A 12,072-nucleotide genomic window follows, 5' to 3' on the forward strand; every position below is an offset into this window, starting at 1 on the left:
ATACGCCCTTGATCGACGCAGAGACGGGCGGAGAAGGGCGCGGAGAGGGGCGGAGGGCGTCGAGTACGGTGTCGCAGTGACGTTCAAGGTCCAGGTCACCTGGTGGGGGCACAGCACCGTCTGGGTCGAGGACTCCGGCGTGCGGCTCGTCACCGACCCGATTCTCGGCGACCGGATCGCTCACCTGCGCCGCATGCGTGGCGGCACTCCGCGCTTGCCGGGCACGCCGGACGCCGTACTCGTGTCGCATCTGCACGCCGACCACCTGGATGTCGCGTCGCTGCGCCGGGTGGGGCCGGAGGCCGCGCTGGTCGTGCCGGCCGGGGCCGGCGCGTTCGTGCGGCAGCGGCTCGGGCCGGCCTTCGCCCGGAACTGCGTGGAGCTCGCCGCCGGCGAGGGCTTCACCCTCAACGGGGTACGGATCAAGGCGGTCCCGGCGGCCCATGACGGCGCGCGCGGGCCGTGGTCGCGGCACCGGGCGCCGGCGGTCGGCTACACCGTGCACGGGGCGGCGAACACCTGGTTCGCCGGGGACACCGGGCTCTTCGAGGGCATGTCCGACCTGGGGCCGCTGGACCTGGCGCTGGTGCCGGTCGGCGGCTGGGGGCCAACGCTGGGGCGGGGGCACCTGGATCCGCACACGGCGGCGGAGGCGATGCGGCGGGCCGCGCCGCGGGAGGCGGTGCCGGTGCATTTCGGGACGTTCTGGCCGGTGGGGTTTGGCCGGGTACGGCCGGACCGGTTCCACAACCCGGGCCCGGACTTCGCCCGGCTCGCCAAGGGGACGGGCACCCGCGTCACGGTGCTCGCTCCGGGCGAGTCGATGACGGTCACCCCGTAATGGCCACGGTAAGCACGCTGGTCTGGCTGACCGTCGTCGTGACGTTCGGCGCGGTGGTGCCGATCGTGCCGACCGGGGCGGCGGTCAGCGGCGCGGCGGCGTACGCGGCGCACCAGAACCCGCTGCACGTCCTGCTCGTGGTGCTCTTCGGCGCGGCCGGGGCGTACGTCGGCGACCTGGCCATGTACGCGATCTGCCGGTGGGGCGGGGAGCAGTTCGCCCGGCGGGTGCGCTGGCTGCGCGACCCGGAGCGGATGGAGAAGATGGGCAAGAAGCTGCGCGAACGGCAGATCTCGGTGCTGCTGGTCTCCCGGCTGCTGCCGGGCGGGCGGGTGCCGGTGCTGCTGGCGGCGGCGCTGATGGGCCTGGACTGGCGCCGCTTCGCGATCACCAACGCGCCGGCCTGCCTGCTGTGGTCGGCCGTCTACGCGGGCATCGGCATCTTCGGGTACGCCATCTTCCCCGAGCCGTGGCAGAGCGTGCTCGCCGCGGTGCTCCTGGTGCTGGTGATCTCGCAGGTGGCGGCGGTGGTCAGCCGGCGACGGGAAGCGTGACCCGTTCGTCGTCGCGCTTGCGCAGCCCCAGCTGGACCAGCCACTCCACCAGCGTGGCGTGCACGGCGTCCGGCCCGATGAGAGGGTCGGGGGCGGGTGTCCAGCCGGACGGGTACAGCAGCACCGCCTCGGTCTGCCAGCCGCCGAGCCCGCCGTGGCTGCCGACCAGTTCCTCGAACGCGGCCACCTCGTCGGTGCCCGGCTCGACCATGCTGAGCAGCACCAGGTCGCCCACGTGGTCCATCTGCTGGTGGCGCAGCAGGTCGGCGGCGGCCAGCGGGCCGTACGGGGCGAGCGGGTCCTCGCCCTCGACGTGCCCGTCGCACAGCCGGTGCCGGCCGCGCCGGCCGAGCGCCACCGGGCCGCCGTCCTCGTCGACCACCACGATGCCGATGCCCGGGTGCGCGACCAGGCCGTCCACCAGATCCGGGTACGCCGCGTCGATGCGGTCGCGGGTCAGCTTCTCGGGGGCGCGGGTGAGATAGACCATGCCGAGGTTGCCGGAGGCGATCACCACGGTCTCCGGGTCGCCTTCTGCGATGGCCTTGGCCTCCTCGTCCGCCGGGCCGAGCGTCACCTCACCGTCGGTGGTGTGCTTGCGGATCGCGGCCCGGGTGGCCGCAGCGGTCGGGCCCTGCCGGCGTACGGCCTCGGTGAGCAGGGCGTTGACCCGGCCCCACTCCTCCACGGTGCCGGTCGCGGCGCCGTGCCGGTGGCCGTTCTCGGCGCCGCCGCGGACCAGCTTTCCGACCACCTCCTCCAGCGACTCGTCGAACCGCTGCCGGAACGTCGCCCCCTGGCTCTGCCCGTGGTCGGACAGCACGACCAGGTGGTAGCGGCGGGCCGCCTCCTTCGACAGCCGCTCCAGGATGCCGAGCGTCTGGTCGAGCGACTCCAGGGCGTCCAGCGCCTCCGGCCGGGCCGGGCCGGCGTGGTGGGCCACCTCGTCGTAGTCCACGAAGTCGCAGTAGATGATCGGCGCGCCGCGGGCCATCTGCTCGGCGATGAGCGTGACGTTCAGGTCGCGCAGCAGCGTCGTCGCGGGCCGCAGCGCCAGGAACGCGCCGCCGCGGCTGACCCGCGGGCGGACGTCGCGGCGCCGCTGCACGCGCGCCTGGTGCAGCTCGCGGATCAATTCCCCGATCCCGAGTACGACGGCGCGCGTGAAGCCGTACGGGCTGGTCATGAACGCGGCGTAGCCCCGGGCGGAGCGGCCGGGCAGGGCGGCGTGGCTGACCGTGAGCAGGCAGCTCTCCGCGTCGCCGGAGAAGACGTTGCTGATGCTGACCCCGCCGTCGCGCAGCAGCCCCCGGTCGCCGGCCAGGCGCCGCTCCACCTCGGCGGCGTCGCGCGGGCGGCTGGTCACCAGCAGGCGCCGGGTGTCCTTCTCGTACCAGCGGAACGCGGGCACCCGGCGGGTGTCGCCGTACAGGATGCCGGCCTGGGCCGCGGGGGTGGTGGCGGGTAGCCCGGTGTGCCACGCGCCCAACCGGTGGCTGCGGGTCCGCAGCCAGCGGCCGATGTTCGGCAGGTTGCCGGCGCGTACCGCCCAGCGCAGCAGCGGCGCGGGCACCCCGTCGAGCTGGACCACCAGCAGGCCATCGGGGCAGGGCACGTTCTGCCCCCGGCCGCCGCGCTCCTCGATGCGGCGCACCCGGGCCATCAGCCGGATCGTCTCGCTGATGAACGTGTCGTCGGTGCCGGCGTCGGCGAACCAGTTGACCAGCGCGGCCAGCGCCACCGCCACCCACGAGGCGCCGAACACCACCGGCAGGTTGGCGACCTCGGTGTCGGGGGCGAACCACAGCGCCACGTACAGGACGATGGCCTGCACCAGCGCGCCCAGCACCAGCGCGCCGAACCCGCCGAGCATCGTCGCCAGGGCCATCAGCAGCGGCCGCAGCAGCGCGCCGACGCCGGCCACGAGCACGACCAGGCCGAGCAGCGCGACCAGCCCGCTCGCGGTCACGCCGGGCAGCAGCCAGAACGTGCCGGCCAGCACGATGAACGAGGTCACCGCGTTGCGGACGAGCGACCGCAGCCGGCGTAAGGTCGGCCGCCAGTCGCGCAGGGCCCGCAGCCCGACGCGGATCCGCCCGGGCCGGGCCGCGGTCGTTTCCGGCACCGGCTTCACGATGGCCACCAGCAAACCATGGCATAGGCGGTCACGCCGGGTCGCGGCATATCTCGTATCACTTTGTCCGATTTGGGGCGTCAAGGGCCTGGCGGTACGCCCCGGCGTCACCCCATAGCAGCGAAGAAACCACCTGGTCAGGTGGCTTTGGTCGGCGAACCCGGCCAGCGCGGCCGACTCGGCGATCCCGTGCCCGGCGACGAGCATCCGCCGCGCCGACCGCAGCCGCAGTTGCCGCTGGTAGTCGCTCGGCGAGAGACCGTACGCCTCCCGGAACGCCCGGTACACCGCGTACCGGCTGGTGCCCGCGGCGGCGGCCAGGTCGTCGGCGGTGAGGTCGCGGGCGTACCCCTCGTCGATCATGTCGCGGACCCGCCGCGCCGCCTGCTTGCCGCGCGGCGGCCGCGCCGCGACCGGCCCGGCGTAGCTGGACATGGCCGCCACCGCGGCGGCCAGCCGCTCGTCCCGGGCGAGCGCGGTGGCCGGGCTCTGCCAGTTGGCGCTCGCTCCGCTCGCGCGGGCTCCGGCGCCTGGGAGGCGCCGTCTTCCCTCGTCGCTTCGCTCCTCAGTCCAGACAGCGCCGGCTCCGGAGCCAACCAGCGCCGCGTGCAGCGCGGACACCGCCCGGCCCAGGACCGGGTCGGACACCACCGGATCGTCGAAGAGCGGCAGCCCGACCGGGCGTCCCGCCCGGTCGGCGAGCAGGTCGCGGACCAGGTCAGGGGGATGTGCACGATCCGGTACGTGAAGCCGCGCTCGTCGGCGGCGTGCCCGTCGTGCGGATCGTCCGGGTTGAAGGCCATCACCATGCCGGCGCTGCTGGTGTGCGCCCCGCCCCGGCACCGGAAGGACTGCGCGCCGGCCTCGGTCACCCCGAAGGAGTACGTCTCGTGGCTGTGCCGGTGATAGACGTGCCGCTCGAAGTGCGCATGTAGCGCCTCCACCGGCCGATCGGCCGCGCGCCAGTACCTCGCCCACTCCCCCACACGGTCCAGTATCCCCGCACATGCGTTCAAGACGCTCGTCGCGGCGCGGCGTGATCATGGCCGCATGCGCCCAACCACCAAGATCGCCATCGTGGTACGCGATGACCTGGCCACCTGGCAGAAGCTGAACGTGACCGCCTTCCTCGCCTCCGGCGTGGCCGGCGCCCTGCCCGAGACGGTGGGACAGCCGTACGAGGACGGCTCCGGCACCCCCTACCTGCCGATGTTCGGCCAGCCGGTGCTGGTGTACGCCGCCGATCTGGCCGGGCTCGCCGAGGTCCGGGCCAAGGCGGCGGCGCGCGAACTGGCCGTCGGCGTCTACACCGAGGAGCTCTTCACCAGCAACAACGACGACGACAACCGGGCGGCGGTGCGGGCCGTGCCGGCCGAGAAGCTCCGTCTGGTCGGCCTCTCGGTGCACGGCCCGCGCAATGCCGTGGACAAGGTGCTGAAGGGGCTACCGCTTCATCCGTAGCCGCTGGTCGAGGCTCTTGACCGCGTTCGGCTTGTCCGCCGCCGCGGCGCTGAGCGTGGCCGCACCGCCCGGGTGGGCGGGCTTGGTGTCGGTGAACAGCCACGCCTGGAACAGGGCGTCGAGCTGCTCGCCGGAGACCCGCTCGGCCAGCCGGACGAACTCGGCGGTCGAGCCGTGGCCGTTGCGGTTCCGGGCGTACCACTGCCGGACGATCTTCCAGAAGTCCGCGTCGCCCACGGTGACCCGCAGCGCCTGCAGCGTCATCGCGCCCCGGGTGTAGACCGAGTCGTCGAACAGGTCCACCGGGCCCGGGTCACCCGGCGGCGGGGCCCAGTACGGCGCGGTCAGCGGCTGGGCGTACAGGAAGTCGAAGATCTCCTGCGGGGTGCCCTCGCCGAGCTTCTCGCTCCACAGCCACTCCGCGTACGTGGCGAAGCCCTCGTTGAGCCAGATGTCGTCCCACTGCTCGACGGCCACGCTGTCGCCGAACCACTGGTGCGCCAGTTCGTGCGCCACCACGTACGTCTCGCCGGTGGTCGCGCCCGAGTCGAAGAAGAACTTCGAGTAGATCGAGCGGGTCTGGTTCTCCAGCGCGAAGAACAGGTTGTCGTAGTCGTCGACGATCGCGCCGTTCGCCTCGAACGGGTACGGCCCGAACTTGCTGGCCAGGAAGTCGGTGATCTCGTTGGTACGACCGACAGCGTCGTCCGCCAGGTCCGGCGGCAGGTCGGGGTCGATCGCGATGATGGTCGGCTTGCCGTTGTGCTTCGTGGTGCTGATCCGGAACTCACCGATGGTCGCCGTGGCCAGGTAGCTGATCATCGGCGTGCGCTGCTCCCACTTCCATGTGGTCCAGTTGCCCCGGGTCTTGTGGCCCTTCGGCACGCCGTTCGAGATCGCCGCCAGCCCGGCCGGCACCGTCACCGCGAAGCTGTAGCTGGCCTTGTCCTTCGGGTGGTCGTTGACCGGGAACCAGCTCGCGGCCACCTCGGGCTGGCCGGCCACCACCGCGCCGTCGTCGGTGTGGATGAACCCGGCCTCCAGCACGATGCCGGGAACCGGGATCTGCAAGGTCTGCGGCACGCCGTGGTAGCGCACGTCGACGCGGAACGCGCTGCCCTTGCGGATCTTCCGCTTGATGCTGAGCTCCTGGCCGGACCGCGTGTAGGACGCCGCGCGGCCGTTGACGGCCAGCTTGTCGATCGTCAGACCGAGGAAGTCCAGGTTGAAGCTGGACAGGTTTTGCGTGGCCCGCGCGTAGATCACCGCGTGCCCGGTGAGCAGGTCGGTGCTCGGTTGGTAGCGGACGTTGAGGTCGTAGTGCTTGACGTCGTATCCCCCGTTGCCATAGCCCGGGAAGTACGGGTCGCCGACACCCGGGGCGCCGGGACGGAACGATCCTCCCGCGCTGGCGGGGACCGCGCTCACCGGCACGAGGACGAGGACGCCCACGGCCGCGGCGAGCAGACTCCTGAGTGGCTTCATGCAGCTGACCCTAGGTGCTGCGCCGCCAGCCGACAGTAAAGTCATGGACATGCGCCTAGCGACGTGGAACGTCAACTCGCTGCGCAGCCGGCTCCCCCGGCTGCTCCCGTGGCTGGCCGAGACGCATCCGGACATCGTCTGCCTACAAGAGACCAAGACCGCCGCGGGCGCGTTCCCGACGGACGAGCTCCGCGCCGCGGGGTACGAGTCGGCCGCCCACAGCGAGGGCCGGTGGAACGGGGTCGCGATCCTCTCCCGGGTCGGCATCACCGACGTGACCACGGGATTCGACAAGGAGCCGGGCTTCCCCGACCCCGAGGCGCGCGCGATCTCCGCCACCTGCGACGGCCTGCGGGTCTGGTCCGTGTACGTGCCGAACGGGCGCACGCCCGACTCGCCCCACTACGCGTACAAGCTGAGCTGGCTGGCCGCCCTGCGCGACGCGCTCACCCCCGCGCTGGCCGCCGGGCCCGTGGTCGTGTGCGGCGACTTCAACGTCGCGCCGACCGACGCCGACGTCTGGGACCCGGCCGCGTTCGCCGGCGCCACCCACGTGACCGTGCCCGAGCGGGAGGCGCTGGCCCAGATCCTGGCCGCCGGCTTCACCGACGTCGTACCGCGGCCGATGAAGGGGCCGCACCCCTTCACGTACTGGGATTATCGTGCCGGGATGTTCCACCAGAACATGGGCATGCGCATCGACCTCGTGTACGCGAGCGCGGGCGTGACCGTCGAATCCGCGTACATCGACCGGGAGGCCCGCAAGGGCAAGGCCCCGTCCGACCACGCCCCGATCGTGGTTGACTTGTCATGATGAACCCGCAGCGAGTGCCCATGCCTGGCCTGCCGTCATCCGTAACGATCTGGGAGGTCGGCCCGCGCGACGGCCTGCAGAACGAGTCGACGATCGTGCCCGTCGACGTCAAGGTCGAGTTCATCGACCGGCTCGCCGCCGCCGGCCTGCGCGTCATCGAGGCGACCAGCTTCGTGCACCCGTCCTGGGTGCCGCAGCTCGCCGACGCCGAAGACCTCCTCACCCGGCTGCAACCCGCCCCCGGCGTGCGCTACCCCGTGCTCGTCCCCAACGACCGCGGCCTCGACCGCGCGCTCGCGCTCGGCGTCCGCGAGATCGCCATCTTCGGCAGCGCCACCGAGACGTTCGCGAAGAACAACCTCAACCGGACCGTGGACGAGTCGCTGCGGATGTTCGACCCGGTCGTGCGCCGCGCCCGCTCCTCCGGTTTGCGGGTACGTGGGTACCTGTCCATGTGCTTCGGCGACCCCTGGGAAGGCGAGGTCCCCATCGAGCAGGTGGTCTCGGTAGCCCGCCGCCTTATCGACCTCGGCTGCGACCAGCTCTCGCTCGGCGACACCATCGGCGTCGGCACACCCGGCCACGTCAGCGCCCTCATCCGCGCCCTCGACGCGGCCGGGGTGGCCCCCGACCGGCTGGCCGTCCACTTCCACGACACGTACGGGCAGGCGCTGGCCAACACCCTCGCCGCCCTCCAGGCTGGAGTGAGCACAGTGGACGCCTCGGCGGGTGGCCTGGGCGGCTGCCCGTACGCCAAGAGCGCCACCGGCAACCTCGCCACCGAAGACCTCGTCTGGCAGCTGAACGGGCTGGGCGTGGAGACGGGCGTGGACCTGCGCGCGCTGGTGCGTACGAGCCTGTGGATGGCGCAGCGACTGGGCCGCCAGAGCCCCTCCGCCGTCGTCCGCGCCCTCGCCACCGAGGTGTAAAGCTTTGTATGCGGCAGTGCCGATCATCCTGCCTGCGGGTTCATGCTGAAGGACGATGCGTGACCCCATTGAGACCCTGTTTGAGGAGATCCGGCTGCTTCATCGGCGGGCCGGCGAGCCGAGCACGCGCACGATCGCGCGTAGCCTCGGGCGAGGCGTGCTGAGCCACACCACCGTCAACGCGGTGCTCCGAGGGTCCCGCGTGCCGCACTGGGGGCCGCTGGAACTCGTCGTCCAGGCACTCGGCGGGGATGTCGAGCGCTTCAAGGAGCTGTGGCTGGAGGCCCGCGGCGCCTCCGACTCGCCCGCCGCCGTGCCACCACCGCGGATGGCCTCGCCCGCTTCGTTGATCGGCCGGCGGCAAGAGCTCCGGCTCATGCAGGACTGGGTCACCGACCTGACGACCGGGCAGGGGCGTGCCGTCCTGGTGGAGGGCGCACCTGGCATCGGCAAATCGGCGCTGCTGCGGACCGCCGCCTCGGAGGCGGTGGCCGCCGGCTGCCAGGTGTTCTGGACCGCGTGCGACGAGCTGAGCCAGGCGTTCCCGCTGTTGCCGCTGCTCAGCACCATCGACTCTCCCGCAGCCGCCGCCGGCCGGGGCAGGGCCAGGATCGCGGACATCTTCCGCGCCGAGTCCGCCCCGGGCAACCAGATGGACCTCGTCGCCGCGGCCACGGAGCGGCTCCTCGCGCTGATCGACGAGCTGTGTACGGCCTCGTCGGTGCTGCTCGTGGTCGACGACCTGCAGTGGGCGGACCCGGCGACCGTCCGGTGCCTGGGCCGGCTCACGCATACCACCCAGCGACTTCCGCTCCTGGTCGCGGCGGTGACGCGTACCGTCCCGCAGCGGGCCGACCTGCGCGCGCTGCGCCGCTCGATCGAACCGGCCGCCCGCGTCCGCCTGCACGGCCTCACCGAAGCGGAGGTGACCGAGTTCGTCGCGGGAACGGTGGGCGGGGTCCCGGGCCCGCGGCTGCTCAAGCTGGCCTCTGACGCCGGCGGCAACCCGCTGTACCTGACCGAACTTGTCGACGCGCTCGTCCGGGGCGGCACCGTGACCACCGACATGGGCCAAGTCGAGTTCGCCGCCGGCCGGCCGCCCGAGTCCCTGTCTGCAGCCATCGCCAGCCGGCTGGAGTTCTTGTCGCCGCTGGTCCGTACCGTGCTGCGGACGGCGGCCCTGCAGGGCGTGAGCTTCTCGGTGGCCGAACTCGCGGTGGTGTCCGGCAAGAGCCTCGGCGAGTTGGTCCCCCTCCTGAACGAGGCGTCCGACGCCGGCGTGCTCCGCGACGACGGCCACGAGCTGGCGTTCCACCACCCGCTCATCCGGGCGGCGCTCTACGAGGAGACATCCGTCCCGACGCGGGCGGCCTGGCACCGCGACGCCGCACGCAAGCTGGCCGAAACGGGCGCGTCGGCGGACCGCGTCGCCCGGCAGCTACTACCGTCGCTGGAGGCCGCCGGCGGCGACGGGCCGTCTGACGAGTGGATCGTGCGGTGGCTCGCCGAGGTCGGGCAGTCGCTGGTCAACCGGGCTCCCCAGGCGGCGATATCCCTACTGCGCGTGGCCATGCGCGGGATGCCCGCCGGCGTACGCCCGCGCGACCGGCTGACCGCCACGCTCGCTGACGCCCTCTACCGGGTGGGCGACGCCGCCGAGGCGGCCCGGGTGGCCGGCGACGCGCTCGACCACGTGTCTGATCCTGACCTGTTGGTCAGCCTGCTGTGGACGCTGACCCAGAGCCGTGCCGTGCATGGCCGGCATGCGGACTCCCTGGCCACGCTGGAAAGCGCGCTCGACTCGCCGTCGATCGCGCCCCGTCACCGAGCCCGCCTGCTCGTCCTCGCCGCACGCACACACTGCTTCGCCGGCCGCGTCGACGCCGCCGGCCGGCTCGCCGACGCCGCCTTGGCCACGGCGCTGGCCGCCAACGACCGGTGGGCCACCAGTTGGGCGCTGGCCGCCCAGACCGTCGTACTCGGGATGAAGGGTGATTCAGCGGCGTCGTTGCCGCTGTACGACCGCGCACTCGCACTGGCCGGCGGCGATCCCGCACTCGCCGATCTCCGCCTCGTACTGGGCATCAACCGTGCCGTGGCGCTGGGTAACCTCGACCGCCATGGCGATGCCATCAAGGCGGCGGAACAGGTGCGCCAGCTGGCCGACGACGCCGGAAACGCCGTCCGGCGGCTCCAGGCGCAGTCCGTCCTGAGTGAGCTGCTGTTCGAGACCGGCCAGTGGGACGACGCCCTTGTCGAGACCGACATCGAACGCCACCAGTCGAATGAGCCGGTGACCCTGTGCGTCAGCCTGAGCCTCGCTGCCTTGATCGGGCTGCATCGCGGCGACGCGTCGGCGGCCCAACGCCTGGCGAGCGCCGATCGGTACGCAAGCCGGCTCGGCGATCGGGTCCTCGGCCCGTACGTGCTGGCCAAGAGCCTGGCACACGAACGTTCAGGTGCGCCCGAGGCGGCCCTCGGTGTCCTGCTCGCCACGCTCGCCAGGACCGAGGACGTGGAGACGGTCGTCGCGGTGCTGGCAAACGCCGCTCGGCTCGCCGTCGCGGTCGGCGACAAGGCGACCGCTCGATCCGCCGCGGACCGGGCCGTGACCGTGGCGGGTCGGTCGGATATGCCGCGCCGGCAGGCGATCCTGGCGTACTGCCGTGGCCTGGTCGGCAACGACCAAGCCCTTCTTCTTCAGGCCGCCCGCTACTACCAGGTCGGCAGCCAGGTCCTACCCCGCGCGCAGGCCCTTGAAGCGGCCGCCGCGGCCGCGGCTGACGCCGGCGACATGGCAGCCGCGCGTTCCCACTTCACCAACGCGCTGTTCCTCTACACGGTCCTGCACGCCGACTGGGACCTCGGCCGGGTCCACGCCCGGATCCGCGGGTACGGCATCAGCTTGTAACGAGCGGGACGCCCGTGCGCTCGGCACGCGCTGCACCCCAGTCGTAGAGCGCTTGCAACACCGGCGCCAGGCTCCGACCCTCGTCGGTAAGGCGGTACTCGACCCACGGCGTCGAGGCGTCCCGCTCCTGCCGGCTCACCAGCCCGTCCGCCTCCAGCTCGCGCAGCCGCTGGACCAGCATCTTCTCGCTCACGTCCGGCATGAGTTTGCGCAGCTCGCCGTACCGGTGCACGCCCTGCTTCAGATGCGCCAGGATCACCGGCCGCCACTTCCCGCCGACCACGTCGACCGCCAGCTCGACCGGGCAGTGGTAGCGCTTGGCCATCCGTGGGCTCCTTACCAAATGGTGCGTACTTGATCAAGTGGATCGGGCATGTTGGGCTGTACCCATGGTGCACCCACCGACGCTGTACGAATGGGCCGGCGGCACGGACGCGTTCGTCCGGCTGTGCGACGCCTTCTACCGGCGAGTCGTCGCGGACGACCTGCTGGCACCCCTGTTCGCGCACATGGATCCCGAGCACGCCCGGTACGTGGCACTCTGGCTCGCCGAGGTCTTCGGCGGCCCGGCGGCGTACTCGCAGGAGCGGGGCGGCTATCCGACCATGGTGCGCCGGCATGTCGGCAAGGCGATCACCGAGCCGCAACGGCGGCGCTGGGTCAACCTGATGATGGACGCCGCCGACGAGGTCGACCTGCCGGCCGACCCGGAGTTCCGGTCCGCGTTCGCCAGCTACATCGAGTGGGGCACCCGACTCGCGGTGCAAAACTCCCAGCCTGACGCCGACGTCGTGCGCGAAGCCCCCGTACCGCGCTGGGGTTGGGGCGTCGCCCCGCCGTACCAGCCATGACTCGGCCCGCGACGCCGGGGTCCACATCGACCTGCGGTGATCATGGAGTTAGCGTCAGAGGGAGCGCTCTCCCGGACGCTAACTCCATGATC

The 12,072-nt window shown here is 72.3% G+C and carries 10 protein-coding genes and 1 pseudogene; 7 read left to right on the top strand and 4 right to left on the bottom strand.

Annotated elements, in window-relative coordinates:
* Window positions 1–76 precede the first annotated feature (76 nt).
* Both Prum_RS10450 and Prum_RS10455 read left to right on the top strand, forming a co-directional pair.
* Window positions 77–841: an MBL fold metallo-hydrolase gene (locus Prum_RS10450; protein WP_173075988.1), complete on the top strand. Its 765-nt coding sequence runs from the start codon at window positions 77–79 to the stop codon at window positions 839–841.
* On the top strand, window positions 841–1,395 hold the full coding sequence (locus Prum_RS10455; RefSeq protein WP_173075990.1) for a DedA family protein: 555 nt from the start codon (window positions 841–843) through the stop codon (window positions 1,393–1,395). Before Prum_RS10450 ends, Prum_RS10455 begins: the two co-directional genes overlap by 1 nt.
* Here the strand turns inward: Prum_RS10455 and Prum_RS10460 are convergent.
* Both Prum_RS10460 and Prum_RS55015 read right to left on the bottom strand, forming a co-directional pair.
* Window positions 1,373–4,177: a helix-turn-helix domain-containing protein gene (locus tag Prum_RS10460; RefSeq protein WP_246277798.1), complete on the bottom strand. Its 2,805-nt coding sequence runs from the start codon at window positions 4,175–4,177 to the stop codon at window positions 1,373–1,375. The two genes, Prum_RS10455 and Prum_RS10460, sit on opposite strands and share 23 nt — an antisense overlap.
* A 125-nt stretch (window positions 4,178–4,302) precedes the next feature.
* Window positions 4,303–4,515, bottom strand: a pseudogene (locus Prum_RS55015) (AraC family ligand binding domain-containing protein); the annotation flags it as partial.
* 64 nt (window positions 4,516–4,579) lie between these two features.
* Between Prum_RS55015 and Prum_RS10470 the strand changes: the two are divergent.
* The gene (locus Prum_RS10470; RefSeq protein WP_173075992.1) at window positions 4,580–4,990 is read left to right on the top strand and encodes a DUF2000 domain-containing protein; all 411 of its coding nucleotides are present in this window, start codon (window positions 4,580–4,582) and stop codon (window positions 4,988–4,990) included.
* Here the strand turns inward: Prum_RS10470 and Prum_RS10475 are convergent.
* Window positions 4,973–6,475 carry a M1 family metallopeptidase gene (locus tag Prum_RS10475; RefSeq protein ID WP_173075994.1) on the bottom strand — a complete coding sequence of 501 codons (1,503 nt, stop codon included), beginning with the start codon at window positions 6,473–6,475 and terminating at the stop codon, window positions 4,973–4,975. The two genes, Prum_RS10470 and Prum_RS10475, sit on opposite strands and share 18 nt — an antisense overlap.
* 49 nt (window positions 6,476–6,524) lie before the next feature.
* Between Prum_RS10475 and Prum_RS10480 the strand changes: the two genes are divergently transcribed.
* The 3 genes from Prum_RS10480 to Prum_RS10490 are packed head-to-tail and all read left to right on the top strand — an operon-like array spanning window position 6,525 to window position 11,129.
* Window positions 6,525–7,289, top strand: coding sequence for an exodeoxyribonuclease III (locus tag Prum_RS10480; protein WP_173075996.1), 765 nt, complete (start codon window positions 6,525–6,527; stop codon window positions 7,287–7,289).
* A 20-nt stretch (window positions 7,290–7,309) separates the two neighbouring features.
* Window positions 7,310–8,218, top strand: a complete 909-nt coding sequence (locus tag Prum_RS10485; RefSeq protein WP_218577196.1) for a hydroxymethylglutaryl-CoA lyase — start codon at window positions 7,310–7,312, stop codon at window positions 8,216–8,218.
* Between the two features lie 55 nt (window positions 8,219–8,273).
* A complete protein-coding gene (locus Prum_RS10490; protein WP_173076000.1) occupies window positions 8,274–11,129 on the top strand; it encodes an ATP-binding protein in 2,856 nt (951 codons plus the stop codon).
* Here the strand turns inward: Prum_RS10490 and Prum_RS10495 are convergent.
* Window positions 11,119–11,454, bottom strand: a complete 336-nt coding sequence (locus tag Prum_RS10495; RefSeq protein WP_173076002.1) for a winged helix-turn-helix transcriptional regulator — start codon at window positions 11,452–11,454, stop codon at window positions 11,119–11,121. The genes Prum_RS10490 and Prum_RS10495 overlap by 11 nt on opposite strands.
* 64 nt (window positions 11,455–11,518) lie before the next feature.
* On the opposite strand from Prum_RS10495, the gene Prum_RS10500 reads away from it, so the two are divergent.
* The gene (locus Prum_RS10500; RefSeq protein WP_173076004.1) at window positions 11,519–11,980 is read left to right on the top strand and encodes a group II truncated hemoglobin; all 462 of its coding nucleotides are present in this window, start codon (window positions 11,519–11,521) and stop codon (window positions 11,978–11,980) included.
* Window positions 11,981–12,072 lie beyond the last annotated feature (92 nt).

This window comes from Phytohabitans rumicis, from assembly GCF_011764445.1.
GTDB classification, from domain to species: Bacteria; Actinomycetota; Actinomycetes; order Mycobacteriales; family Micromonosporaceae; genus Phytohabitans; species Phytohabitans rumicis.